General features: G+C 57.2%; 23 protein-coding genes. 20 read left to right on the plus strand and 3 right to left on the minus strand.

Features of this window, described 5'->3' with window-relative positions; genetic code table 11:
- Positions 1-353 precede the first annotated feature (353 nt).
- The 8 genes from hemE to ASB65_RS21360 all read left to right on the plus strand — a co-directional run bounded on the left by hemE (position 354) and on the right by ASB65_RS21360 (position 9,102).
- A complete protein-coding gene (gene hemE, locus ASB65_RS21325) occupies positions 354-1,388 on the plus strand; it encodes a uroporphyrinogen decarboxylase (RefSeq protein WP_031233715.1) in 1,035 nt (344 codons plus the stop codon).
- Positions 1,385-1,930 carry a protoporphyrinogen oxidase HemJ gene (gene hemJ, locus ASB65_RS21330; RefSeq protein WP_020809711.1) on the plus strand — a complete coding sequence of 182 codons (546 nt, stop codon included), beginning with the start codon at positions 1,385-1,387 and terminating at the stop codon, positions 1,928-1,930. The genes hemE and hemJ overlap by 4 nt, the downstream gene beginning before the upstream one ends.
- Positions 1,931-2,115: 185 nt before the next feature.
- On the plus strand, positions 2,116-3,381 hold the full coding sequence (gene rho / locus ASB65_RS21335; protein ID WP_004444236.1) for a transcription termination factor Rho: 1,266 nt from the start codon (positions 2,116-2,118) through the stop codon (positions 3,379-3,381).
- An 87-nt stretch (positions 3,382-3,468) separates the two neighbouring features.
- The gene (gene mnmE, locus ASB65_RS21340) at positions 3,469-4,800 is read left to right on the plus strand and encodes a tRNA uridine-5-carboxymethylaminomethyl(34) synthesis GTPase MnmE (RefSeq protein WP_060725298.1); all 1,332 of its coding nucleotides are present in this window, start codon (positions 3,469-3,471) and stop codon (positions 4,798-4,800) included.
- A gap of 63 nt (positions 4,801-4,863) precedes the next feature.
- Positions 4,864-6,747 (plus strand): tRNA uridine-5-carboxymethylaminomethyl(34) synthesis enzyme MnmG, encoded by a 1,884-nt coding sequence (gene mnmG, locus ASB65_RS21345; RefSeq protein ID WP_060725299.1) that lies wholly within the window; start codon positions 4,864-4,866, stop codon positions 6,745-6,747.
- 11 nt (positions 6,748-6,758) lie between these two features.
- Positions 6,759-7,376 (plus strand): 16S rRNA (guanine(527)-N(7))-methyltransferase RsmG, encoded by a 618-nt coding sequence (rsmG, locus tag ASB65_RS21350; protein ID WP_060725300.1) that lies wholly within the window; start codon positions 6,759-6,761, stop codon positions 7,374-7,376.
- 19 nt (positions 7,377-7,395) lie between these two features.
- A complete protein-coding gene (locus ASB65_RS21355) occupies positions 7,396-8,190 on the plus strand; it encodes a ParA family protein (RefSeq protein WP_003505322.1) in 795 nt (264 codons plus the stop codon).
- Positions 8,191-8,220: 30 nt separating this feature from the next.
- On the plus strand, positions 8,221-9,102 hold the full coding sequence (locus tag ASB65_RS21360) for a ParB/RepB/Spo0J family partition protein (RefSeq protein ID WP_060725301.1): 882 nt from the start codon (positions 8,221-8,223) through the stop codon (positions 9,100-9,102).
- Positions 9,103-9,161: 59 nt separating this feature from the next.
- Here ASB65_RS21360 and ASB65_RS21365 read toward each other — a convergent pair whose 3' ends face one another.
- Positions 9,162-9,371, minus strand: a complete 210-nt coding sequence (locus ASB65_RS21365) for a DUF1674 domain-containing protein (RefSeq protein ID WP_060725302.1) — start codon at positions 9,369-9,371, stop codon at positions 9,162-9,164.
- A gap of 116 nt (positions 9,372-9,487) precedes the next feature.
- Here ASB65_RS21365 and htpX point away from each other — a divergent pair, with 116 nt between their 5' ends.
- The 4 genes from htpX (at position 9,488) to purH (ending at position 15,397) form a co-directional block, all read left to right on the plus strand.
- Entirely contained in the window at positions 9,488-10,453 is a 966-nt protein-coding gene (gene htpX, locus ASB65_RS21370) for a zinc metalloprotease HtpX (protein ID WP_060725303.1), read from the plus strand.
- Positions 10,450-11,835 carry an RsmB/NOP family class I SAM-dependent RNA methyltransferase gene (locus ASB65_RS21375; RefSeq protein WP_060725304.1) on the plus strand — a complete coding sequence of 462 codons (1,386 nt, stop codon included), beginning with the start codon at positions 10,450-10,452 and terminating at the stop codon, positions 11,833-11,835. Before htpX ends, ASB65_RS21375 begins: the two co-directional genes overlap by 4 nt.
- A 125-nt stretch (positions 11,836-11,960) precedes the next feature.
- Positions 11,961-13,628: a heparinase II/III family protein gene (locus tag ASB65_RS21380; protein WP_003505317.1), complete on the plus strand. Its 1,668-nt coding sequence runs from the start codon at positions 11,961-11,963 to the stop codon at positions 13,626-13,628.
- A gap of 152 nt (positions 13,629-13,780) precedes the next feature.
- Positions 13,781-15,397, plus strand: coding sequence for a bifunctional phosphoribosylaminoimidazolecarboxamide formyltransferase/IMP cyclohydrolase (purH, locus tag ASB65_RS21385; RefSeq protein WP_060725305.1), 1,617 nt, complete (start codon positions 13,781-13,783; stop codon positions 15,395-15,397).
- A gap of 84 nt (positions 15,398-15,481) precedes the next feature.
- Here purH and ASB65_RS21390 read toward each other — a convergent pair whose 3' ends face one another.
- Both ASB65_RS21390 and ASB65_RS21395 read right to left on the minus strand, forming a co-directional pair.
- The gene (locus tag ASB65_RS21390; protein ID WP_060725306.1) at positions 15,482-17,014 is read right to left on the minus strand and encodes a UxaA family hydrolase; all 1,533 of its coding nucleotides are present in this window, start codon (positions 17,012-17,014) and stop codon (positions 15,482-15,484) included.
- 44 nt (positions 17,015-17,058) lie between these two features.
- Positions 17,059-17,751, minus strand: a complete 693-nt coding sequence (locus ASB65_RS21395) for a FadR/GntR family transcriptional regulator (RefSeq protein ID WP_020809701.1) — start codon at positions 17,749-17,751, stop codon at positions 17,059-17,061.
- 255 nt (positions 17,752-18,006) lie between these two features.
- On the opposite strand from ASB65_RS21395, the gene ASB65_RS21400 reads away from it, so the two are divergent.
- From ASB65_RS21400 to ASB65_RS21435, 8 genes are all read left to right on the plus strand, one after another.
- Positions 18,007-19,572, plus strand: a complete 1,566-nt coding sequence (locus ASB65_RS21400; protein ID WP_060725307.1) for a sugar ABC transporter ATP-binding protein — start codon at positions 18,007-18,009, stop codon at positions 19,570-19,572.
- A gap of 8 nt (positions 19,573-19,580) precedes the next feature.
- The gene (locus ASB65_RS21405) at positions 19,581-20,603 is read left to right on the plus strand and encodes an ABC transporter permease (RefSeq protein ID WP_003505311.1); all 1,023 of its coding nucleotides are present in this window, start codon (positions 19,581-19,583) and stop codon (positions 20,601-20,603) included.
- Between the two features lie 75 nt (positions 20,604-20,678).
- Positions 20,679-21,620 (plus strand): ABC transporter substrate-binding protein, encoded by a 942-nt coding sequence (locus ASB65_RS21410; protein ID WP_060725308.1) that lies wholly within the window; start codon positions 20,679-20,681, stop codon positions 21,618-21,620.
- 97 nt (positions 21,621-21,717) lie between these two features.
- Positions 21,718-22,731, plus strand: coding sequence for an aldo/keto reductase (locus ASB65_RS21415; protein WP_060725309.1), 1,014 nt, complete (start codon positions 21,718-21,720; stop codon positions 22,729-22,731).
- Between the two features lie 3 nt (positions 22,732-22,734).
- Complete coding sequence (locus tag ASB65_RS21420) at positions 22,735-23,556, plus strand: amidohydrolase family protein (RefSeq protein ID WP_003505307.1); 822 nt, start codon at positions 22,735-22,737, stop codon at positions 23,554-23,556.
- A 3-nt stretch (positions 23,557-23,559) separates the two neighbouring features.
- Positions 23,560-24,570 carry a zinc-binding alcohol dehydrogenase family protein gene (locus ASB65_RS21425; protein WP_060725310.1) on the plus strand — a complete coding sequence of 337 codons (1,011 nt, stop codon included), beginning with the start codon at positions 23,560-23,562 and terminating at the stop codon, positions 24,568-24,570.
- Positions 24,567-25,700 carry a mannitol dehydrogenase family protein gene (locus tag ASB65_RS21430; protein ID WP_060725311.1) on the plus strand — a complete coding sequence of 378 codons (1,134 nt, stop codon included), beginning with the start codon at positions 24,567-24,569 and terminating at the stop codon, positions 25,698-25,700. Before ASB65_RS21425 ends, ASB65_RS21430 begins: the two co-directional genes overlap by 4 nt.
- Positions 25,701-25,711: 11 nt before the next feature.
- The gene (locus tag ASB65_RS21435) at positions 25,712-26,041 is read left to right on the plus strand and encodes an L-rhamnose mutarotase (protein WP_020809694.1); all 330 of its coding nucleotides are present in this window, start codon (positions 25,712-25,714) and stop codon (positions 26,039-26,041) included.
- Positions 26,042-26,047: the final 6 nt, after the last annotated feature.

The following is a 26,047-nucleotide window of genomic DNA, read 5'->3' on the forward strand; positions in this document are numbered from 1 at the left end:
TCGAACCGCGCCGTGAATAAAGTGGTGTTTTTCCACAATCCGCAAGTGGCTTCAATCATCGCCGGCGCGCCTGTGAATTATTTGAAGAATGTGGAGTTGTTCAAAAATTCTCCCCAGATTATCCACAGATATGCGGTTTTCTGGTTCGGCGGTAACTAAATGAAATAATTTAGTAAATTGTCGTTTTCCGAATTATCTACGAGCAAGCACATCGACAATATCCTCAGGTACCTGATGGGCCTTGCAACTGCGGCATTTCGACTGGAATGATTTTAATCCTTGCTACTCACAGACTCTAAGAAATAGAAAATCTTTTAAATCTCTTTGATTTTATTTTTTAGAAGCTAGGTGCCATGAGCGAACGCAAGGTTATGACGGTGTTGAACGGGCAGACGGTCGCGCCGCCGCCCATTTGGCTGATGCGACAGGCTGGGCGCTATCTTCCCGAGTATCGGGAAACGCGGAAGAGTGCCGGAAGTTTCCTCGATCTCTGTTATAACCCCGAGCTGGCAACGGAGGTCACTCTCCAGCCCATTCGCCGGTTCGGGCTGGATGCCGCAATTCTCTTTTCCGATATTCTGGTGATACCCGACGCGCTTCACCGCAACGTCTCCTTCAGCGAAGGCAAGGGTCCTGCCATGGACCCGATCGATGTCAGTGGTATCGAGAAGCTGGATGCCGCAAATGTCATGGCGCATCTTTCGCCCGTTTTCGAAACCGTTTCCCGTTTGCGTAAGACCTTGCCGGATGAAACGACGCTTCTTGGCTTTTGCGGCGCGCCTTGGACGGTTGCGACCTACATGATCGCGGGACACGGAACACCGGATCAGGCTCCGGCGCGGCTGTTCGGTTATCAGGAGCCGGCCGCCATGGAAAAGCTGCTGGCTTTTCTTGCCGATGTTTCCGCTGATTATCTGGTGGCGCAGATCGATGCCGGCGCCGATGCGGTGCAGATATTCGATTCCTGGGCCGGTGTGCTCGGTGAGAAGGAATTCGAGGATTATGCGATAAAGCCGGTTGCCCGCATTATCGCATCGGTGCGCGCCCGTCGGCCCTCGGCAAAGATCATCGCTTTCGCCAAAGGGGCCGGTTATCTTCTCAAAGATTATCGTCGCAAGACGGGCGCTGACGCCATCGGGCTCGACTGGTCGGTGCCGCTCGGTTTTGCCAGGGACTTGCAGAAGGAAGGCCCGGTGCAGGGCAATCTGGATCCCATGCTGATGGTAGCGGGCGGCAAGGCCTTGCAGGATGGCATCGACGCTGTTTTGCAGGCGCTGGGACAGGGTCCGCTGATCTTCAATCTAGGCCATGGCATTACCCCGCAGGCTGACCCGGAAAACGTCACCCGGCTGGTGCAGCGCGTGCGCGGCGGTGGAGCCGGGGCATGAGTGATGAAAAACAAACCTCCGCCCGTTCCGGCAATCGCGCGGCTCTGCGCGCCGGCATTGCACTTGGTGTCTTTGCCGCTTTCGTCGCCCTGTTATTTTATGCTGATCCGGCCGATCTCTATCTGTGGGTCAAGGCGCTGCATATCATCGCCGTGATTTCCTGGATGGCGGCGATTTTTTACCTGCCGCGGCTTTTCATCTACCACACCGATGCACCCGTCGGTTCGCAGCAATCCGAAACCTTCAAGGTCATGGAGCAGCGGCTGATCAAGGTCATCATGAACCCGGCGATGATGATTTCCTGGATATTGGGGCTTTATCTCGCATGGTCGGTTTATGGTTTTTCCGGCGGCTGGCTGCATGCAAAAATCGGGCTGGTGGTGCTTTTGACAGCGACACATGTTTATTTCACCCGCAGTGCGAAGCGTTTTGCGCGGGATGAAAATACAAGACCTGCCCGTCACTGGCGGTTGATGAATGAAGTTCCGACCCTGCTGATGATCCTGATTGTCATACTTGTGGTTGTGAAACCCTTCGGTTAAGACGGTGCGACGATAAATTTCGCGGAATTCGTGCTTTCCTCTTGCAGCGGCCGTGTTCAATCGCTATTTTCGGACCACTCATCTTCGTGGCATGTGAATTATTCAGTCATCTGCGGTGTCTCCCTCAGCATCTGATTCGCGAACACGCCCTCCCCCAAATTACATTATCAAACGGTCTTTCCTTCATGGCTGAAATGAAGCTTCAGGAACTTAAGAGCAAATCGCCTACCGACTTGCTGACTTTTGCTGAATCCCTGGAAGTTGAAAATGCGAGCACCATGCGCAAGCAGGAGCTTATGTTCGCAATCCTCAAGGTTCTCGCGAGCCAGGACATCGAAATAATCGGCGAAGGCGTCGTTGAAGTCCTGCAGGACGGGTTCGGATTCCTGCGGTCCGCAAACGCAAACTATCTGCCCGGTCCGGACGATATCTATATTTCGCCCTCGCAGATCCGCCGGTTCTCGCTGAAGACCGGTGATACCGTTGAAGGCCCGATCCGCGGCCCCAAGGAAGGCGAGCGTTATTTCGCACTTCTCAAGGTCAACACGATCAATTTCGACGATCCTGAAAAGATCCGCCACAAGGTTCACTTCGACAATCTGACGCCGCTCTACCCGAATGAGCGCTTCAAGATGGAACTGGATGTTCCGACCTCGAAGGACCTGTCGTCGCGTGTGATTGATCTTGTCGCGCCGCTCGGCAAGGGCCAGCGCGGTTTGATCGTGGCGCCGCCGCGCACCGGTAAGACGGTTCTGCTGCAGAACATCGCCCATTCCATCACGGCAAACCATCCGGAATGCTATCTGATCGTTCTCCTGATCGATGAGCGTCCGGAAGAAGTGACCGACATGCAGCGTTCGGTGAAGGGCGAGGTTGTTTCCTCTACCTTCGACGAGCCGGCAGTCCGTCACGTGCAGGTCGCTGAAATGGTCATCGAAAAGGCGAAGCGCCTGGTCGAACACGGCCGCGACGTTGTCATCCTGCTCGATTCCATCACCCGTCTTGGCCGCGCCTACAACACGGTTGTTCCCTCCTCCGGCAAGGTCCTGACTGGTGGTGTGGATGCCAATGCCCTGCAGCGCCCGAAGCGTTTCTTCGGCGCTGCTCGTAATATCGAGGAAGGCGGTTCGCTGACGATTATCGCCACGGCGCTGATCGATACCGGCAGCCGTATGGACGAAGTCATCTTCGAAGAGTTCAAGGGTACCGGCAACTCGGAAATCGTGCTTGACCGCAAGGTTGCCGACAAGCGTATCTTCCCGGCTCTGGATATTCTCAAATCCGGTACGCGTAAGGAAGACCTGCTCGTGCCGCGCCAGGATCTGCAGAAGATTTTCGTTCTTCGCCGCATTCTCGCGCCGATGGGAACGATGGACGCCATCGAATTCCTGATCGACAAGCTGAAGCAGACAAAGAACAATTCGGATTTCTTCGAATCGATGAATACCTGATCCGAACTTTTAGCCGGATTCATCATAATATCTGTAAAGCCGTATCCGTTCACTCGGATGCGGCTTGACTGTTTTAGACCGAGGTAAATGATGCCAGCTTCCGCCGATACGATCTATGCGCTTTCCAGCGGTGCCTTGCCTGCTGGCGTCGCTGTTTTCAGGATCAGCGGGTCGGGGGCTTTTGATGCCTTGAAGATGCTGACGGGTCGGGAACTTCCATCACCAAGAAAGACCACACTCTGCTCGATTCGGAATCGAAACAATGAGGTGATCGACCAGGCGCTGGTAATTGCTTTTCCAGCGCCAAATTCTTTCACCGGTGAGGATTGCGTCGAAATTCATAGCCACGGCAGTCGCGCGGTTATGGCTTCGATTTTTACCGAACTCGAAAACCTCAGTGGATTTCGACCCGCTGATGCCGGCGAATTTTCCCGTAGAGCCTTCGAGAACGGGAAGATGGACCTCCTTGAGGTCGAAGGTCTGGCAGATCTGTTGCAAGCCGAAACGGAAATGCAGCGGCGGCTGGCGGTGGAACAGAGCACCGGCAAATTATCGGCACTCTATGATGGCTGGGCCAGTCGCCTGACGCGTGCTCGTGCCCTCATCGAAGCGGAACTGGATTTTGCTGACGAAGAGGATGTTCCGGATTCGGTGGCTGCACAGGTCTGGGACGCAGTGGCGCAGTTGCGCGGGGAAATCCGTGATCATCTCCAGGGAGGCGGAAGTGGCGAAATCATTCGTGACGGGTTCAAGGTTGCGCTCGTTGGCGAACCGAACGCGGGCAAATCCACCCTCTTGAATGCCCTCAGCGGCCGAGACGTTGCGATCGTCACCGACATTGCCGGCACGACGAGAGATGTCTTGAGTGTCGACATCAATCTGGAAGGTTATCTGGTCCGGATCTTCGATACGGCAGGAATACGGGAAACACAGGATGTCGTGGAACTGGAAGGTGTTCGGCGTGCGGTTCTGACAGCGGAAACGGCAGATATTATTCTACTGCTGCAAGATAATGATTCGCCCCCGAAACAGCATCTCGAATCATTCAAAAATCGGAGCTATCTCCGGGTTAGAACAAAAGCTGCACTTCGTCCCACTACATTGGACGATCAATTTGATTTGTCTATCTCAGCCAAAGAGGGAATAGGCCTGAACGAATTGCGTTCGGTGCTCAAGCAGGAGATAGAAAAACGCGTCGGCGCCGGCCAGACTTTGTTTCCCGCCCGTGCCCGTCATAAAAAACGACTTGAAGAGACGCTGAACTATGTTAGTGATGCGCTCGATTCCGCGACCCCTGACCTTGCTATAAGGTCGGAATATTTAAGGCTCGCCGCGACATCGCTCGGACGGATCACTGGCCGTGTTGATGTGGAAGATTTGCTGGGCGTGATCTTCTCGGAATTCTGCATAGGAAAATGATTCACGTGAAACATCGGCGGCTGAGACCGGGATGTTGATGCTGACGGAACAGGGCGCAAGGATATGCACCAGTCATTCGATGTCATTGTAATTGGTGGTGGTCACGCGGGCAGCGAAGCCGCAGCCGCAGCTGCAAGGCATGGCGCAAAAACCGCCCTTGTAACCCACAAGCGCGAGACGATTGGCGTGATGTCCTGTAACCCCGCTATTGGCGGCCTCGGCAAGGGGCATCTCGTCCGTGAGATCGATGCGCTGGACGGTTTGATGGGCCGCGTTGCCGATGCGGCGGGTATCCAGTTCCGCATGCTCAATCGCAAGAAGGGTCCCGCTGTTCGCGGGCCGCGCACACAGGCCGATCGACGGCTTTATCGAGAGGCGATGCAGCGTGAAATCGATGCGATTGAAAACCTGACGATTATTGAGGGTGATGCTTTCGATATTGAAATGGCCGATGATCGGGTCGCGGCGGTTGTCATGAAAAACGGTAGCCGGATTCCTTGCAGCGCCGTTGTGCTGACGAGCGGCACTTTCCTGCGTGGTCTCATTCATATCGGTTCCGAAAAGATTCCGGCGGGGCGCGTAGGAGAAATGCCGTCTCTAGGTCTCTCGGATACGCTCTCGCGGCTCGGTCTTGTTATGGGTCGTCTGAAAACAGGGACCCCTGCCCGACTGGACGGACGTACGATTGACTGGAATGCGGTGGATCGCCAGGCGGCTGATGAGGATCCCGTACCGTTTTCCTTCATGACGGATCATATTGTTAATCCCCAGATCGAGTGTGGCGTCACTCGCACCACGCCTGCTGGTCACAGGATTATCAAGGACAATATTCATCTATCGGCAATGTACTCCGGTCAGATCGAAGGGGTTGGTCCGCGTTATTGCCCGTCAATTGAAGACAAGATAACCCGTTTCGGCGAGCGGGACGGTCACCAGATATTTCTCGAGCCGGAAGGCCTCGATGATCACACCATCTATCCGAACGGCATATCGACTTCCCTGCCCGCTTCCGTGCAGGAGCAATTTATCAGGACGATACCCGGGCTTGAACAGGTTACAATTCTCCAGCCTGGCTATGCGATCGAATATGATTATGTCGATCCGCGCGGGCTGAAGCCGTCTCTGGAATGCCGCAAGATTCCGGGGCTGTTTCTTGCCGGCCAGATCAACGGCACGACCGGTTATGAAGAAGCGGGTGCCCAGGGCCTCGTGGCCGGTCTGAACGCTTCGCTTTATGCGGGCGATGCTGATCCAGTCTATTTCAGCCGCACCGAGTCCTATATCGGTGTCATGATCGATGACCTGACGTCAAAGGGTGTCAGTGAACCCTACCGGATGTTTACATCAAGAGCGGAGTATCGCCTCTCGCTGCGCGTGGATAATGCGGATCTGCGACTTACACCCGTCGGCCAGATGGTGGGCATTGTCGGTCGTGAGCGGCAGGAACGGTTTGCAAAGTTCATTTCCGATCTGGATCGTGGTCGTGAGTTGATGAAGGCAATCTCCATCAGTCCGTCCCAGGCGGCAAAACAGGGATTGAAACTCAATCAGGACGGCCAGCGCCGTTCCGTTTATGAATTACTCGCCTATCCTGATATGACGTTGGAGACCCTCACCGGACATTGGCCTGAATTGGGCGCGCTTGACAGGAAAGTCGCCGAAGTCTTGCAGATCGAAGCGAGCTATGCGGTCTATATGCAGAGGCAGAGCGCTGATATCGTTGATATCAAACGGGATGAAGACAGGAAAATTCCCGACGATTTCGACTTTAAGGACCTCTCCGGCCTCTCCAATGAGCTTAAACAAAAGCTGGAAAAAGCCCGTCCCGAAAATATTGCGCAGGCCGCCCGTGTTGACGGCATGACACCGGCTGCGATATCGCTGCTGCTCGCGCTTCTGCGGAAGGACTCCGCAACGCGAAATGAAAAATTGCGCATGCACCAATAGCGAGTCGGATTATGAAGATAAACGGCCAGAGTGTTTCACGTGAAACACAGGAGAGGCTCGAACATTTTGTCGAGCTTTTTAAGAAGTGGAACAGAACCACAAATCTGGTCGCGCCCTCCACTCTCACCGAGCTTTGGAGCCGGCATGTCGCCGACAGCGCGCAGATATTTCAGCTCTCCCCTCGGCCAAAAAACTGGATTGATCTTGGAAGCGGCGGCGGATTCCCTGGCGTCGTCACTGCAATTTTTCTGGCTGAGCTTGGCGATGGCTGGGTCGATCTCGTTGAAAGCAACAATAAAAAAGCGGCATTCCTGCGAATTGCACTGAAGGAAACCGGTGCAAGAGGTGCGGTACATCCTGTCAGAATCGAGAGGGCACCCGAAGTCATCAAGAATTGCGACGCCGTTTCAGCGCGCGCGCTCGCCGAACTGGACCTGCTTTTCGATTATATTCACCCCTGGGCGCGGAATAATCCAAATCTGAAGGCCTATTTTAATAAAGGCCGGGATTATGATTCCGAAGTGCAGAAAGCACGTGGTCGCTGGGAGTTTGATCTGGTAAAACATCAGAGTGCCATTGAGGCAGATTCTGTTGTTCTTGAAATCAGCAACCTCGTTTTGAGGCGCTGACGAACTGGCCAGGTGCGGTATGACTTTTGAAAAAAACCGGATTATCGCAGTTGCTAACCAGAAAGGCGGCGTTGGTAAAACAACCACCGCCATTAATCTGGCTACCGCGCTGGCGGCTATTGGTGAGCGGGTGCTGATCGTGGATCTGGACCCGCAGGGTAATGCGAGTACCGGCCTTGGAATCGACCGCAAGGAGCGCAAGCTTTCGTCTTATGATCTTCTGGTGGGAGATCATGGAGTCGCGGAAGTTGCTGTTCCCACGGCAGTTCCCAATCTCGATATCGTGCCTTCCACGATGGATCTGCTCGGTTTCGAGATGCAGGTCGCGAATGTTTCCAACCGCGTTTTTCTGTTGCGCGCAGCCATGGAAACACAAGAAGCCAGAGGCTATTCCTATATTCTTGTTGATTGCCCCCCTTCTTTCAATCTTCTGACCATGAATGCGATGACGGCGGCGCATTCTGTACTCGTGCCACTGCAATGCGAGTTCTTTGCGCTGGAGGGCCTTAGTCAGCTGCTGGACACGGTCAGTCAGATTCGAGGGTCGGTCAATCCGCAGCTTGATATACAGGGCATCGTTCTGACGATGTTCGATGCGCGGAACAATCTTGCGCAACAGGTTGTGTCAGATGTGCGCACGCATCTTGGAGAAAAGGTTTACCACACGCTCATTCCACGCAACGTGCGTGTTTCCGAAGCGCCTTCTTATGGTAAACCGGCAATTCTTTACGATCTGAAATGCGCCGGCAGCCAGGCCTATTTGCAGCTGGCGTCCGAAGTGATCCAGAGAGAGCGTCTGCGTAAAGCCGCCTGACGTTTGCCGGAATGTATGGAGTAATATCTTATGAGTGATGATCTTTCCAAGCGTCGGCTGGGGCGCGGTCTTGCTGCATTGATCGGAGAAATGGATCAACCAGTGCCGGTGGGTGAGCCTCAGCGCGCTGTTAATGCTGACCGTACCATTCCGATCGAATTCATCGCTCGCAGCCAGAGAAACCCCCGTCGTCATTTCGATGAGAATGAGCTGCAGGATCTGGCCGCCTCCATTCGTCAGCACGGAATTGTTCAGCCTGTGGTCGTGAGAACAGTTGGAGTCAACCGCTACGAGATTATTGCGGGTGAAAGACGCTGGCGCGCGGCGCAGCTGGCGGGCTTTACCGATGTCCCTGTCATCGTTCGCGACGTGGATGATCGCACGGCGCTGGAATTAGCGATTGTCGAAAACGTACAGCGTTCAGATCTCAATCCGCTCGAAGAAGCGATGGGATATGAACAGCTGATCGCCGAACACGGCTATACGCAAAATGATCTCGGCGAAATCATCGGCAAGAGCCGAAGCCACGTTGCCAATAGCCTTCGGCTTCTCAAGCTTCCAGATTCGGTACGTGATATGCTGGCGGATGGTTCGCTTTCCGCAGGTCACGCGCGTGCGCTTGTTTCCACATCCGATCCGGCGACGCTTGCCAAAACAATCGTGTCCAAGGGACTTTCGGTGCGTGATGCCGAGCGTCTGGCGCAGAACGATATCAAGTCGCAGGGTGATGTAGCGGAGAAGCGACCTGCTGCGGAAAAAGATTCCGACACGATCGCGCTCGAACGCAGCCTGTCCGATGCTCTCGGACTCGATGTGAAGATCAGCCACAAAGGTGGATCCGGGCAAATCCGCATCGGTTACCGGACGTTGGAACAGCTTGAAGCGGTATGCCGCCTTCTGGAGCAGAAGTAGTAACTAATTGTTTTTAATTATAAAATACCCGCCAAAGGCGGGTATTTTTATTTGTGGGCTCAAAAATCGATGGCCCGGCCTTTTATTTCGTAATCACCGAAACGCACGGGTTCAGCGCCACCGCGACCGCCCGTTTCCGGCGGCAATTGAAGATCGGCCTGTTGTCTGCGCCGTTCTTCTGCTTCCTTCAAAGCCCGTTGCGCCGCCGGCGAAAGCTGCTTGGCCCTTTCGGCGTCGTCCGTGGCATTGTCATTATCCGCATTCTGCATGAAATCCTCCCTATGACGGGATATTGAAATACGTTTGCCGCTTACCAGATTATATAATCTGATGGGCTTTATAAACCCCGGAATATTCCCGGTGAGTGAGAAGGAGAGTTTAACGGATGAACATGATGCGCACGGCAATGCTTCTGGCCTTCATGACCGCATTGTTCATGGGTGTCGGTTTTCTGATTGGCGGCAAGGGCGGCATGATGATTGCGCTGCTTATTGCGGCCGGTATGAATCTTTTCTCCTACTGGAATTCTGACAAGATGGTCCTCTCCGCCTATCATGCGCGGGAGATTGATGAGGCCAATGCGCCTGAGTTTTTTGATATGATCCGCGATCTGTCGCAGAATGCCGGTCTGCCAATGCCAAAGGTCTATATTTACGACAGCCTGCAGCCCAATGCCTTCGCGACTGGACGAAATCCGCAGAACGCCGCTGTTGCGGCTTCGACCGGGTTGCTGGAGCGCTTGACCCCTGAGGAAGTGGCCGGTGTCATGGCGCATGAACTCGCACATGTGCAGAACCGGGATACGCTGACCATGACAATCACCGCCACGCTGGCGGGGGCCCTTTCCATGCCCGGCAATTTTCCCTCCTTCTTCGGCGGCAACCGGGGGGACAACAACAACCCCTTGGGCTTTTTCGGTGGGCGGGTTGCGATGATTGCCGCGCCGCTGGCGGCAATGCTGGTGCAGATGGCGATCAGCCGCACGCGTGAATATTCCGCCGACCGCCGCGGCGCGGAAATCTGTGGCAACCCGCTCTGGCTTGCCTCCGCCCTGCAGAAGATTTCGGGCATGGCGCAGCGCATTCACAATGATGATGCCGAGCGCAACCCGGCGACGGCGCATATGTTCATCATCAATCCGCTTTCCGGCGAGCGCATGGACAATCTCTTTTCCACGCATCCGAACACGGAAAACCGCGTGGCGGCGCTCCACGCCATGGCGCAGGAGTTTTCTCCGCGAGGATCGACGCCGCCGTCATCGGGTGATAGACCTCTGCGCAAATCAAGCTCTGTTCCCAAAACAGGCTGGGGACGAGGCAATGAAAACGAGCGCAAGGGGCCGTGGTCTTGACATCCGATATTCAGAATAAGCCGGCGCGGTCCAGAAAACCGAGACCTGCAAATGGGAGGGGCCGTGAAGACGGCCCTTCGTCTTTCCAGGATAAGCCAGGCCTTGCCGCGCGCATTGCCGCCACCCGCATTCTGGCGGCCGTTCTGGAAAAGAAGACCTCGCTGGACGGGATGCTTGATAGCGAAAACGGCAATCCCGTCTATCGAGCCCTGTCGCTTGCCGACCGGGCGCTGGTAAGGGCCATCGTCAACAGCGCGCTTCGCCACCTGCCCCGGATTGAAACGGCATTGTCGATGCTGCTCGATGGGCCGCTGCCGCAGGGCGCGCGATCGCTGCACCACGTCCTTGTCGTCGGTGCAGCCCAGATGCTCTACCTCGATGTGCCGGATCATTCCGCTGTCGACCTCGCCGTGGAGCAGGCTCACCGCGATCCGCGCAACAAGCGTTTCGTCAAGCTGGTGAATGCCGTTCTCAGAAGGCTCGGTCGTGAAAAAGCGGAGATCGAAAAGGCTGTCGCCGATGTTCCCGTGCTGCCGGACTGGTTCTATGCGCGGCTTGTTTCGGCTTACGGAAATGAGGCAGCTCAAAGGATTTCGCAGGCGCAGCTGACACCCTCCTCCATTGATCTCACGATCAAGGCGGATCCCGCTCTTTGGGCGGAGAAACTGGGTGGTACGCTCATGCCGAACGGCAGCGTGCGACTGGGTGAATTCGAGGGACAAATCCCATCGCTCGAAGGTTTCGCCGAGGGTGCATGGTGGGTGCAGGATCTTGCGGCGAGCATGCCTGTCAGGTTACTGGGCGATATCTCCGGCAAGCGTGTCGCCGATCTCTGCGCGGCCCCGGGCGGCAAGACCGCCCAGCTTGCGCTGGCGGGTGCCAAGGTGACGGCGCTGGATCAGTCCGGCAACCGTCTTCGTCGCCTCAGGGAAAATCTCGATCGACTTGGCCTAAATGCCGAGACGGGGGAGGCGAATATGCTGAAGTACCAGCCGGAACAGCTTTTTGACGCGGTTCTCCTTGATGCGCCATGTTCTTCCACCGGGACACTTCGCAAACATCCTGATGTCTGCTGGACCAAGGATGAGAACGATATCGCCAAATTGGCCGCTCTTCAGGGCCAGATGCTGCGGCAGGCGCTGACCCTTGTTGGTCCCGGCGGTCTCGTGGTCTTCTCCAATTGCTCGCTTGATCCTTCCGAAGGGGAAGAGATGATTGCCGAGGTTCTGGCGGAAAATCCCGGCGTGGAGCGTGTTGCCGTCCGCCGCGAGGATTGGCCCGGAATGGAAGCGGCTATCAGCGCCGATGGCGATCTTCGTACGACGCCTGATATGTTCGGCGGCGTCGATGGGTTTTTTAGCAGTGTCTTGCGTAAGAAGTAGAAAAAAGCCAAGCTCTCGCGAATCATTAGATATTTATCGAAAACGTTCCGGTCGTCGCGGTTCACTGATAAAAACAAAACATGTGAAACGGGAAACACAGCTTGTTAGGGTCCTTTGCAGGCAGCATGAATGCCGCCGGTCTTCTTTCGCGGATGGCGTATCGTCATTTGTGTGTCGGCCTTACGCCCTTGCGCCTGCATGTGTCGCGATTTGCCAATCGTGTGCCCGATGGTCTGGTGGCGGCGCCGACCGATCTCAGAGCGATCGATCCCTATTTCGCCGAGGAATTGTTGCGGGGCCGCATCGCGTTGGCCGGGCGTGTCGTCGAAACCGGCGGAGCTTCGCCCTTTCAGGTGGACTACCCCTCGGCGGTTTTTGAAGAACGGCTGCATGCATTCACTTGGCTGCGGCATATTCGTTCCGATAAATCGAGCGAGGCCTGTAAGCGGGCTCGCCGCATCGTCGCCGAATGGATGGTGATCCATGGCAGACGGCTTGCGGGTATCGCCTGGTCGCCGGAAATCGCGGCGCAGAGGTTGATAGCCTGGCTCTCGCACTCTCCCGTGGTTTTATACGAGGCTGATGCCGGTTTTTACCGCCGTTTCCTGAAAAGCCTTGCCTTTCACGTGCGGTATCTCGAAAGAATCGTCAGACATGCGCCTGACGGCGAAGCGCGGCTGAGGGTTAGGATCGCGCTCGCCATGGCCTCTATCGCCATGCCTACCCGCCTGTCGCGCATCAACCGGAACGGAATGAAGCTGGCTCAGGAAATGGAACGCCAGATTCTACCCGATGGCGGGCATGTTTCCCGCAACCCACGGGTCATGCTGGATTTGCTGCTCGATCTCCTGCCGCTGCGACAAAGCTATATCAATCTGGGCCATGATCTCCCCTCCGGTCTGGTGCCGGCGATAGACCGCATGTTTCCGGCGATCCGGTTCTTCCGGCATCAGGGCGGCGATCTCGCGCTGTTCAACGGCGCCACGGCCACGCTGGCCAATGAGCTTGTTTCCGTGCTGCGCTACGACGAAACGGCTGGCCGGCCCTCCAAAGTCCTGCCGGATGTGAACTATCACCGGCTTGCGACGGACGATACGGTCATCATCGTCGATACAGGGTATCCCGGTTCGGCGGAGCTTTCACGCAATGCCCATTCGGGTTGCCTTTCGTTTGAAATGTCCTGTGGCAAGAACCGCTTCATCGTCAATTCCGGTTTTCCGCGCAATGCCGCGCCGGAATATCAGCGGGCCAGCCGTTCGACGGCCGCGCATTCCACTGTCACGCTTGCGGATACATCATCCTGCAGACTGTCGCGCTCGAGGCTGCTTGGTCCGATCATGGTATCAGGTGTCAGCCAGGTTGACAGCCGACGTGGAACGGACGCAAACGGCAATGACATCCTGTGGGCGTCTCATGACGGTTATTTGCAGAATTTCGGCTGTTATCATGAGCGGGAAATAGAATTGAATGCGGCCGGCACCAAGATAAAAGGCCGGGATCTGCTTCGGGCTGATGAGAATGCCGCAAAAACGCAATTGCAGTCGATCTCCGCGGTTTCGCGTTTCCACATTCATCCTCACATTCAGCTGCACCAGCGGGACGAAGAGTCGGTCTACCTGGAGGCGGCGGATGGAACCGTCTGGCTGTTTTCGGCACCCGGGCTGGAGCTTTTCGTCACCGAGGATGTGTTTATGGCCGATGCGTCCGGCATGCGGCCCTCTCAGCAGATCGAGCTCCCCTTCAATCTTGCGAATACGCGGGAAATCCGCTGGCTGATTGAACGCCAGGCCTAGGAAATTTCCGGCGGCGCGGGGCAAAAACCGCCATAGTTTACGCCGTTCAGCATCCCCGCTGTTTATTAATCCGGTAAGCTGTGTTAACGCGGCGGCAATTGCTGGATCAATCCCATTCCAGCCTGTCCTCCCCGTTTAACGGAGTATGCCTGATGGCCGTCGTGTCCAAGAAAATCCCCGCCCCCGACAAGGTCAAAATCCGCACGGCGCTTCTTTCCGTGTCTGACAAGACTGACATTATAGAGCTGGCGACGGTTCTGTCGAAGCTTGGCGTCAAGCTCCTGTCGACCGGTGGTACGGCGAAAGCCATTGCGGAAGCAGGCCTGCCGGTGACGGATGTCTCCGACGTGACGAATTTTCCTGAGATCATGGACGGCCGCGTCAAGACTCTGCACCCCAATGTCCATGGTGGGCTGCTGGCTATCAGGGATGACGCGGAGCATGTCGAGGCGATGAAGGCGCACGGCATCGAGGCGATCGATCTCTCGGTCATCAATCTCTATCCCTTCGAGGAAGTTCGCGCCAAGGGCGGCGATTATCCGACGACGGTCGAAAACATCGATATTGGTGGCCCGGCAATGATCCGCGCTTCCGCCAAGAACCATGCCTATGTCACTGTTGTTACCGATCCGTCCGATTACCCTGACCTGGTTGAAGCCCTGCAGGCTGATGACGGCCAGACCTCCTATGCGCTACGCCAGCGTTTTGCCGCCAAGGCCTATGCCCGCACGGCTGCCTATGACGCGGTGATTTCCAACTGGTTTGCCCAGGCGCTCGCGATCGAGACGCCGGATTACCGCGCCATCGGCGGCGTGCTGAAGGAAAAGATGCGCTATGGCGAAAACCCGCACCAGAGCGCAGGCTTCTATCTGACGGGTGAGAAGCGCCCCGGCGTGGCGACCGCCACTCTGCTTCAGGGCAAACAGCTTTCCTACAACAACATCAATGATACGGACGCAGCTTACGAGCTTGTGGCGGAATTCCTGCCGGAAAACGCGCCGGCCGTTGCCATCATCAAACACGCCAATCCCTGTGGCGTTGCGACCGGCCCGACGCTTGCCGAAGCCTATCGGCGCGCGCTGGCATGTGATTCCGTTTCCGCCTTTGGCGGTGTCATCGCCTTGAATCGCACGCTTGATGCGGAAACGGCGGAAGAGATCGTCAAGCTCTTCACGGAAGTCATCATCGCACCTGACGTGACGGAAGAAGCCAAGTCCATCATCGCCCGCAAGCCGAACCTGCGCCTGCTGACCGCCGGTGGCCTGCCTGATCCGCGCGCGGCCGGGATTACGGCGAAGACCGTTTCGGGTGGCCTGCTGGTGCAGAGCCGCGACAATGGCATGGTCGAAGATCTGGACCTCCAGGTGGTCACCAAGCGTGCGCCGACGCTGCAGGAACTTGAAGATATGAAGTTCGCTTTCAAGATCGCCAAGCATGTTAAGTCCAATGCCGTTATCTATGCCAAGGACGGGCAGACCGCAGGCATCGGTGCCGGCCAGATGAGCCGTGTGGATTCCGCCCGCATTGCCGCCCAGAAGGCGGAAGATGCCGCCAAGGCTCTTGGTCTTTCCGAGCCGCTGACACGCGGCTCTGCCGTCGCTTCGGAAGCATTTTATCCCTTTGCTGACGGGCTGCTCGCCGCGATCGCCGCAGGTGCTACCGCTGTTATCCAGCCGGCTGGCTCCATGCGCGATCAGGAAGTGATCGACGCTGCGAACGAGCACAATGTGGCAATGGTCTTTACCGGCATGCGTCACTTCCGCCACTAAGTGCGGAACAGGCAGAAATGACAAAGGCCCGGAAAGTGATTTCCGGGCCTTTTGTTTCACGTGGGACAGTCTGGTGTCGCAGGTTCAGGTCACAGCCCCAACCTGCCAAGGCACAAATTCGTTGTCGCCGTAGTCGTAAATCTCGCTGACGGTCTTGTCGCCGGATGCGACGGCCAGAATATGCTCGAAAATTCGTTTGCCGGATTCTTCGATGGTTTCGTTGCCGGTGACGATCTCGCCGCAATTGATATCCATGTCTTCCTTCATGTGTTCATACATTTCGGAATTGGTGGCGATCTTGATGCAGGGAGCCGGCTTGAAGCCCGAGACCGAGCCGCGGCCGGTGGTGAAACAGATGACGTTGCAGCCGCCCGCGACCTGGCCGGTGACGGCAACGGGATCATAGCCTGGTGTATCCATGAAGACGAAACCCTGCTCCGTCACGGTCTCGGCAAATTCATAAACCGCCTTCAGCGGCATGGAGCCGCCCTTTGCGACTGCGCCGAGTGATTTTTCCAGAATGGTGGTCAGGCCGCCGAGCTTGTTGCCGTGGGAAGGGTTGTTGTTGAGTTCGTCACCGTTGCGGGCGGTATAATCCCGCCACCAGTCGATACGCTGCAAGAGCTTTTCGGCCACAGCAGGGGTGACTGCGCGCTTCGTCAACAGATGCTCGGCGCCGTAAATCTCCGGCGTTTCGGATAGGACTGTGGTGCCGCCGTTGCGGACGATGAGGTCGGAGGCATAACCCAAAGCGGGGTTGGCGGAAATGCCGGAATAACCATCCGAACCACCACATTCCAGCGCCACCTTCAGCTTGGAGAGCGGTTGCTCGGTGCGGCGGGCGGCGTTGACCATTGGCAGCATGGCCTTGATCTCGGCAATCGCCGCATCGATCGTCTTGCGGGTGCCGCCATGCTGCTGGATCGTCATGGTACGCAGCCGCTCACCCTCTTCCATCTTGTAATGTTCGAGGATGGGGGCGATCTGGTTGGTTTCACAGCCGAGGCCGATCAGCAGAATGCCGCCGAAATTAGGATGACGGGCATAACCCTGAATGGTGCGGATCAGCAGGCGGTAACCTTCCGATTTTGTGTTCAGCGCACAGCCGCCCCCATGGGTCAGCGCCACGACGCCATCGACATTGTCGAAACCATCAAGGCCGCCCTGCTTGTTGAAATAATCAGCGATGTAACGCGATACCGTGGCGGAACAGTTCACCGAAGCGATGACGCCGATATAGTTTCTCGTTCCGACGCCACCGAGGCCGCGGTCATACCCCTTGAACGTCCGGCGCTCGGCTTCCGGCAGCATGCCCTTTTCTTCAATATCGACACTGAACTGATGGGCGTGTTCGGACGGCACCATGGCAAGATTGTGCAGGTGAACATGCCGGCCGGGCTCGATATCCTGTGTGGCGATGCCGATCACCTGTCCGTATTTCAGTACCTCGTCTCCGGATTTGATGAGTTTGAGGGCCACCTTATGCCCGCGCCCGATCAGCTCGAGCGCCGCCAGATCTCCCCTGCCCGTTGCGCCGCCGGCCGGAATGGACCGACGCGCCACCGCGACATTGTCGTTGGCGTTCAGCAAAATGGTTGCCTCGGAATTCTCACTCACGGGTTATCCTCCTCCCGATATATATTGTCTGCTATGTTTCGAAATTAGCTTTCCACCCAGCGTCTCTTCGAACCTTCCAGATGGGTATGCATGGCTGCCTGCGCCAGCAGCGGGTCTTTAAGCTCAAGCGCCGCCAGAATGGCTTCATGTTCCTGAAGCGCATGGGTCCAGGTATCGCGGTCTTCAAATTTCACGCGAAGCTGGGCCGAAATCGGGCTGTGGCGCTCGTCGAAAAGGTTCGCCACCATTCGGGCCAGAACGCTGTTACCGGATTGCTCGGCTATGGTGACGTGAAACAGCCGGTCCTGATCCAGAGGTTTGCGACCGGCCTCGATTTCCCTTTGCATGGTGTTGAGTATCTGGCGGAGGGTCGCGATCGTCTCATCGGTCATCCGGCTTGCCGCCAGCACGATGGTCGCGCCCTCCAGCGCGGCCCGCGCCTGCATCAGTTCGGAGGGGCTGTCGCCAAGCGATTTGGTATGATGGGTCGTCTGCAGAGCTTCCGCCGACACATAGACGCCGGAACCCATGCGAATCTCGACGGTGTTGTCAATTTCAAGCGCAATCAGCGCCTCGCGCAACGAAGGCCTTGATACACCGAGCTTCTGGGCCAGTTCCCGTTCGGCGGGAAGCCGCGTACCGGGCAGGAATTCACCTATATCGATGAGTTCACGTATCTGATCCGCAATCTGCTGATAAAGCCTGCGCGGTTCCGCTATTTTGGCCTGACCACTCATGTGTTTTCCGACGAGCCCTCTCTGCAATCCGTATTTGGCCTTACCGTAACGCCAAGCGTATCAATGCGCAAGGAATTACTTAATCATATGAAAATACATACTTATTACCGATACGATTTCGATACGCTGTTTCCGCTTCGGATGCAGGATAGCAAATTTTGACCTAATTGGCTTGACCATTCTGAAAAACCGGCCTAACCATTCGACCTGTTCATGAACCCCGGTGGAGCGGGGATACGGGTGGGAGGTTTCCAGATGTCGCAGGGCGCATCGACAATTCGGGGCGATTTTTCGCCTGAGGAGATGGCGCGCGCGGAGCGTTCGGCCCTTCTGCGTCTCGACAATATCAGCAAGGAATTTCCGGGCGTCAAAGCGCTGTCCAACGTGCATTTTGATTTGCGCGGCGGTGAAGTGCATGCCGTCTGCGGCGAGAATGGTGCGGGAAAATCGACGCTGATGAAAATCATCAGCGGCGTTTATCAGCCGAGCGACGGCACGATCCTGCACAAGGGCGTGAAGGTGCAATATGCATCACCGCTGGAATCCGAAGCCGCCGGCATCGCCATCATTCACCAGGAACTCAACCTCGTTCCGCATCTTTCCGTTGCCGAGAACATCTATCTTGCGCGCGAACCGCGTCGCGGTTTCCTCGTTGACCGCAAGAAGCTGCGTCTCGATGCCAAGCGCTGTCTCGACCGGCTGGGTGTTGATATCAACCCCGACCAGATGGTCCGTGGCCTCTCCGTCGCCCAATGTCAGATGGTGGAGATTGCCAAGGCGCTGTCGCTTGATGCGGAAGTGCTCATCATGGATGAGCCGACCTCTTCGCTGACCGAGCAGGAAACCCGCCTTCTTTTCAAGGTTATCCGGGACCTCAAGGCCTCCGGCGTCGGCATCGTTTACATTTCCCATCGTCTCGATGAAATGGCCGAGATCGTCGACCGTGTGACGGTCCTGCGTGACGGACGTTATATCTCGACAGACGATTTCGCTTCGATTACCGTCGATGACATCGTCACCCGCATGGTCGGGCGTTCACTGGAAGACAAATTCCCCGAGCGCACATCGCGCCCGACGGAAGACGTCATCTTCTCCGTTGAAGGTCTGGCCCGCAATGGCGTGTTCAGCGATGTGAGCTTTTCACTGCGGCGCGGTGAAATCCTCGGTTTTGCCGGACTTATGGGCGCGGGACGAACGGAAGTCGCGCGGGCGATCTTCGGGGCCGATCCGCTTGATGCCGGCAAGATCACCTTCAATGGGCGCGAGCTTTCGATCAACTCGCCGCAGGACGCGATCGAAGAAGGCATTGCCTATCTCTCGGAAGACCGCAAAAGCGATGGCCTCGCCATCAAGATGTCGGTGGCGGCCAATACGACGCTTGCCAATCTCGGCGAGGTTTCCAACCGTTTCGGGCTGATCGACTTCAAGAAGCACGACGATGTCGCCAGGCGCTACGTCGACCTTCTGAATATCCGCACCCCTTCGATCGATCAGACGGTGCGGCTGCTTTCGGGTGGCAATCAGCAGAAAATCATCATCGGCAAATGGCTGTTCCGCCAGTCGCGCGTGCTGTTCTTCGATGAGCCGACGCGCGGCATCGATGTCGGCGCCAAATTCGCGATCTACAAGATCATGGACGAGTTGGCCGCACAGGGCATCGGCGTCGTTCTCATCAGTTCGGAACTGCCGGAAATTCTGGGGCTGACGGATCGCATCGCGGTCTTCCATCAGGGCCGCATCACGGGCGTACTCGAAACCGCCAAGACCAATCAGGAAGAAATCATGCGGTATGCGTCCGGTTACGGCCGGGCCGCGCAGTGAGGAACGACATGGCCAATATTGCAGAACCCAAGAAGAGCTTTGCTGTCAGCGACCGCCAGAAGGACATCATCCAGAAGTTTGCTGCGCTCGGCAGCCTGTTCGCCCTCGTCGCGGTCTTCTCCGCCACCAGCAGCGCCTTCTTCACCGTCAATAACGGCATGACGATTGCGTTGCAGGTCACGTCCATCGCTCTGCTCGGCATTGGTGCCACCTGCGTCATCATCACCGGCGGTATCGATCTTTCTGTCGGTTCGGTGCTGGCGCTCGCCGGTGTGGTTGCCGCCCTTGCGGTGAAGGAACTCGGCATGCCTGTGCCGATCGGCATGTTGCTCGGCATTCTGACGGGATCGCTCTGTGGTTTCATCAACGGCCTTCTGGTCACGCGTTTCAAGCTGCCGCCCTTTATCGCCACTCTCGGCATGATGCTGATCGCGCGCGGCGTGGCGCTGCAGATTACCGGTGCGCGCGCCGTTTCGGGCCTTGGTGAATCCTTTGGCGAACTCGGCAACGGCGCTCTCTTCCGCATCGTTAATATCGGTGACGACGGTTTTCCGAATGTCGTTTTCCCCGGCATTCCTTACCCCGTCATCCTGATGGTGGTGATTGCGCTTGCGGTTTCCTTCATGCTCAACCGCTCGATCCTCGGCCGCCACATCTACGCCGTGGGCTCCAATGCGGATGCTGCACGCCTTTCCGGTGTCAACGTCGCCCGCGTCACCAATTTCACCTACATCCTGTCCGGCACGCTCGCCGGGCTGACGGGCTGCGTGCTGATGTCGCGCCTCGTCACTGCCCAGCCGAATGAGGGCGTGATGTATGAGCTGGATGCGATTGCCAGCGCCGTTATCGGCGGCACATCGCTGATCGGCGGCGTCGGCACGATTTCCGGTACGGCCATCGGTGCCTTCGTCATCGGCATCCTGCGCAACGGTCTCAATATGAATGGCGTCTCCGCCTTCACGCAACAGATCATCATCGGCCTCGTCATTCTGGTCACCGTCTGGATCGACCAGCTGCGCAACCGCCGCTGATCAAAGGGCTGCGGACCCTTTCCGCAAAAAAGATCGGCAGGGGAGGCCCGGTATGCCGACATCACGGAGGAAGAAATGAAGAAAATTGCGACTGCCCTTCTGACATCCGCAATCGCGCTGTGGAGCGTTTCCACCGTGCAGGCCGGTGAAATCGCCGTCATCGTCAAGACCGTCAACTCCACCTTCTGGCAGAACGTCCAGAAGGGCGCTGACGCGGCGATGAAGAATTCTTCCGGCAACACCATGACCTTCCAGGGTCCGGCTGCTGAATCGGCGATTGCCGACCAGGTCAACATGGTTGAAAACGCCATCAACCGTAAGGTTGCTGGTATTGTTCTCGCACCTTCCGATCCGGACGCGCTGGTGCCTGCCGTCAAGAAGGCCTGGGAAGCCCGTATTCCCGTCGTCCTGATCGACTCGCAGCTCGCCAAGGGCTCGGAGCAATATTCCCAGTCGTTCCTGGCGACCGATAACAAGAAAGCCGGCGAACTGGCAGCGCAGGCGCTGATCGACAAGGTGGGCAAGGAAGGCAAGATCGCCGTCATGTCTTATGTCGCTGGTGCCGGTTCCGAAATCGGCCGTGTCGGCGGTTTCACCGACTATATCCAGATGAACTCCAATCTGAAGATTGTCGGACCGTTCTACTCGCAGTCGCAGATGGCCACCGCGCTGAACCAGACGACCGACGTTCTGGCCGCCAATTCGGACCTCAAGGGCATTTTCGGCGCTAACGAGCCGACGGCAATCGGCGTTGGCCGCGCTCTCGCCCAGAGCGGCAAGGCCGGCAAGGTCGTCGCCATCGGTTTCGACGGCAATCAGGACCTTCAGAGCTTCGTCAAGGATGGCACGCTGGGCGGTATCGTGGTTCAGGGTTCCTACCAGATGGGTGAAAAGGGCGTAGAGACCATTTCCAAGCTCATCAACAAGGAAAAGGTCGAGAAGTTCGTCGATACCGGCGTCGTTGTTGTCACCAAGGACAATATCGAAAAGCCGGAAGCCAAGAACGTTCTTTACTGATGCATGATGGCGCGCCGCCCTGTGGCGGCGCGCCTTACCTGTTTGAGATGCGGTTTTCACCATCCCGCTCTAGCTAGAAATTCAGGAAGTCCCTGCGATGAAAGTCTCCGATACACGTAAGTTGCCGCACCGCGCCGTTGACGTCACCGTCATGGGCCTCGGTTGCGCCCAGATGGGCAATCTCTACCGCGTCACCCCCTATGAAGAGTCCAAGGGTGCGTTCGACAAGGCATGGGAAAGCGGCATGCGTTATTTCGATACCGCGCCGTTTTATGGCTATACGCGGTCGGAGCGTCGTCTCGGCACCATGGTTACGGAGCATGACCGGAGCGAATATACGCTCAGCACCAAGGTCGGCCGTGTGATGGTTCCTGACGAGACCGTCGGTCCGGAGGAGGATGCCTATATAGCGCCCCTGCCCTTCCGCCCGGTCTATGATTATTCCTATGACGGTATTCTGCGCTCCTTCGAGGCAAGCCAGCAGCGGCTAGGCGTCCTGAAGCCGGATATTCTTTATGTCCACGATATCGGTTCCTACACCCATGGCGAAAAGCACCAGCATTATCGGGAGCAGTTGACCACGGGCGGCGGCTTCCGGGCGCTTGGCAAGCTCCGCGAGGAAGGATCGACGGGGGCCATCGGCCTTGGCGTCAACGAGTGGGAAATTGTCAGCGACGCGATGGATGTCTTCGACATCGACGTTGCCATGCTTGCCGGCCGTTATACGCTGCTGGAACAGCAGAGCCTTGGTTTCATGAATCGCTGCGCTGAAAGCGGCGTCGGTATCGTTGTCGCCGGTGCTTTCAATTCCGGCATTCTCGCTGGCAACCGCAAATTCAATTATGCTGACGCGCCTGCCGATATTCTCACGCGTGTCGATGCGCTGCAGGGTGTTTGCGAGGAACTCGGCGTATCGCTGCAGGCCGCCGCATTGCAGTTTCCGCTCGCCCATCCGGCTTCGGTCACTGTTGTCTCAGGTGCGCGTAATGCGCAGCAGCTCGCTTCCAATATCGAATGGTTCGAACAGTCGATCCCGGATGAATTCTGGTCCGAGCTGCACAGACGTGGCCTGATTGCCGAAGGTGCGCCTACGCCTGTCGGGAAGGCTTGAGGCATGATTATCGACGCCCACCAGCATTTCTGGCTGATGAAGGATCGTGCCGGGCAATGGCCGCCGCCGTCGCTCGCCGCCATCTACCGGGATTTTCTCCCCGCCGATCTGTCGCCCTTGCTGGCCGCTGCCGGAGTTTCCGGCACCGTGCTGGTGCAGACGATGGAGACACGGGCCGACACGGATTTCATGCTGGAACTGGCGGAAAAGACCGATTTCATCAAGGGCGTGGTTGGCTGGGTGGACATGAAGTCTCCCGAGGCGGCGAGTGAAATTGCTCGCCGGGCAAAACATCCGGCCTTCAAGGCTGTGCGTCCGATGTTGCAGGGCATGGAGGATGTTGCCTGGATCGATGATCCGGCACTCGATCCAGCCGCGGCGGCTTTGGTAAAGCACGGTCTGGCGTTCGATGCGCTGGTCCTGCCGCCCAATCTGCCGCATCTGCTGTCGTTCGCCCGCCGCCATCCGCAGTTGCCCATCGTCATCGACCATGGCGCGAAGCCCATGATTGCCATCGGTCACTACAGCGACTGGCGCAAGGATATGGCCGCTCTGGCGGCTCTTCCCAATGTCCATTGCAAACTCTCCGGTCTGCTGACCGAGCGCGGTGAACAGCGACCGGAAGCCGTGCGGCCTTATGCCGAGACCATTCTTGAACTCTTTGGTGGCAACCGCGTGATTTTCGGCAGTGACTGGCCGGTGTTGCGGCTGGCCGGCGATTATCAGGCATGGCTGGATTTCTGCCGCGATATCGTGCCGGCAGAGGACCATGCGGCAGTCTTTGGCGGTAATGCCATTCGTTTTTATTCCCTTTCCCACAGGTGATGCATGCTGGCGATTTTCTGCGAAACCCCAGGTCAACTCGTCCCCAAGGAACTGCCGAAACCAGCGCGTGGCGAAGGTGAAGTGCTGGTGCGCATCCGCCGCATTGGTGTTTGCGGCACGGATCTGCACATCTTCACCGGCAACCAGCCTTATCTTTCCTATCCGCGTATCATGGGTCATGAGCTTTCCGGCACGGTGGAAGAGGCGCCGCAAGGCAGCCATCTGTCCGTGGGCGACGTGGTCACCGTCATTCCCTATATCTCGTGCGGCAAATGCAGCGCCTGCCTTAAGGGCAAGAGCAATTGCTGCCGCAATATCGGTGTGCTCGGCGTTCATCGTGACGGCGGCATGGTCGAATATCTGAGCGTGCCGCAGCAATTTGTACTGAAGGCGGAGGGGCTAAGCCTCGACCAGGCGGCGATGACCGAATTTCTGGCTATTGGTGCGCATGCGGTGCGCCGTGGCACAGTCGAGAGGGGGCAGAAGGTTCTGATCGTCGGTGCCGGCCCGATCGGCATGGCCGTTGCGGTTTTCGCCGTTCTCGATGGTGGCGAAGTGACGATGATCGATGGACGTACCGACCGATTGGATTTCTGCAAGGAGCATCTTGGCGTTGCGCATACGGTGACACTCGGGGAAGGCGACAAAGATCGTCTTTCCGAAATCACTGACGGCGATTTCTTCGATGCGGTCTTTGATGCGACCGGGAATCCGAAAGCCATGGAGCGCGGCTTTTCCTTTGTTGGCCATGGCGGTTCCTACGTGCTGGTCTCCATCGTCGCCAGCGATATCAGCTTCAACGATCCGGAGTTCCACAAGCGTGAGACGACGCTGCTCGGCAGCCGCAATGCCACGCCTCAGGATTTCGAGCGCGTCCTGCAGGCGCTGCGGGAAGGCAAGGTGCCGGAGGCACTGATCACCCATCGCATGACGCTTGCCGATGTGCCCTCCAGATTCGCCGGCCTGACCGATCCGAAGGCCGGAGTGATCAAAGGCATGGTGGAGGTCGCATGACGTCCGATACGCCCATCCTGCAATTCGGCACCAGCCGCTTTCTTCTGGCGCATGCGGATCTCTTTGTTTCGCAGGCGCTGGACAAGGGCGAAGCGCTCGGGCGCATTGCGATTGTCCAGACGACCGGCAATGCGGAGAGCCTGAAGCGTGTTGCGGCGCTAAACAGCGGCGCGCCCTATCCCGTGCTTATTCGCGGTATCCGTGATGGGCATGACGTGGATGAGGAAATTCAAGGCAGGGCTGTCGCGCGGGCACTGACCGCTGCGACCGACTGGGCCGATGTGCGCCGTCTTGCCTGCGGGGCCGAGGTTATTCTGTCCAATACGGGCGATCGCGGTTATGAGCTGGATTCGGCCGACAATGCTGGGCTTGCTGGCGATTTTACGATCGTGCCGAAGAGCTTTCCGGCGAAACTCTGCATGTTGCTGCTGGAGCGTTTTCAGAGCAATCCGGAAGCGACCGTGTCCATCTTCCCCTGTGAGCTTGTGCCGCGTAACGGCGAAAGGCTGAAGGAGGTCATTCGCCGGCTTGCCGATGAATGGCAATTGCCGGCGGGTTTTACCTTTTATCTGAACGAGAAGTGCCGTTTCGCCAATAGTCTGGTGGATCGCATCGTCTCCGAACCTATCGACCCGGTGGGTGCGGTGGCGGAGCCCTATGCGTTATGGGCGATCGAGAAGCAGGACGGGCTTGTCCTTCCCTGCACGCACCCTGCCGTGGTGCTCACGGACGATCTCGATCACTATGAAAAGCTGAAGCTTTTCCTGCTCAATCTCGGCCATTCCTATCTGGCGGAACGCTGGACGCAGGATGCGCGCGGGAAAGACGAGACGGTGCGTCAGGCAATGGCCGACGATGCTCTCGTCGCGGATCTGGAGATGCTCTGGCGGGACGAGGTTCTGCCGGTCTTTGCGGCTGAAGGCATGGGAGACGAAGCGCAGGCCTATATCGGTCAGTTGCGGGAGCGTTTGCGCAATCCCTTTCTCGCGCATCGGCTGGCTGATATCGCCGGCAACCACGACGAAAAGAAGCGTCGCCGCTTCGCTCCGGTCATTGCCGCGGCGGAACGGCTGGGATTAAGCCTACCGCAGACAAAGCTGCGCGCTGCGCTCGCCACCATCAAGCAATAACGGAGTTTTTCATGCAGCGTATGGGCATGGTCATAGGCGTCAAACCTGACATGATCGCGGAATATAAAAGGCTGCACGCCGCCGTCTGGCCTGAAATTCTGGCGCTTATCAGCGACTGCAATATCCGCAATTACACGATCTTCCTGCGCGAGCCGGAAAATCTGCTCTTCGGCTATTGGGAATATCACGGCACCGATATCAGCGCCGACATGGCGAAGATGGCCGAAAGCCCCAAGAACCAGGAATGGTGGTCCTTCACGATTCCCTGCCAGCAACCACTCGAAAGCCGCAAGGAAGGCGAGTGGTGGGCGATGATGGAAGAGACCTTCCACCACGATTGAACGATT

This window comes from Agrobacterium tumefaciens str. B6 (genome assembly GCF_001541315.1).
Classification (GTDB): Bacteria; Pseudomonadota; Alphaproteobacteria; order Rhizobiales; family Rhizobiaceae; genus Agrobacterium; species Agrobacterium radiobacter.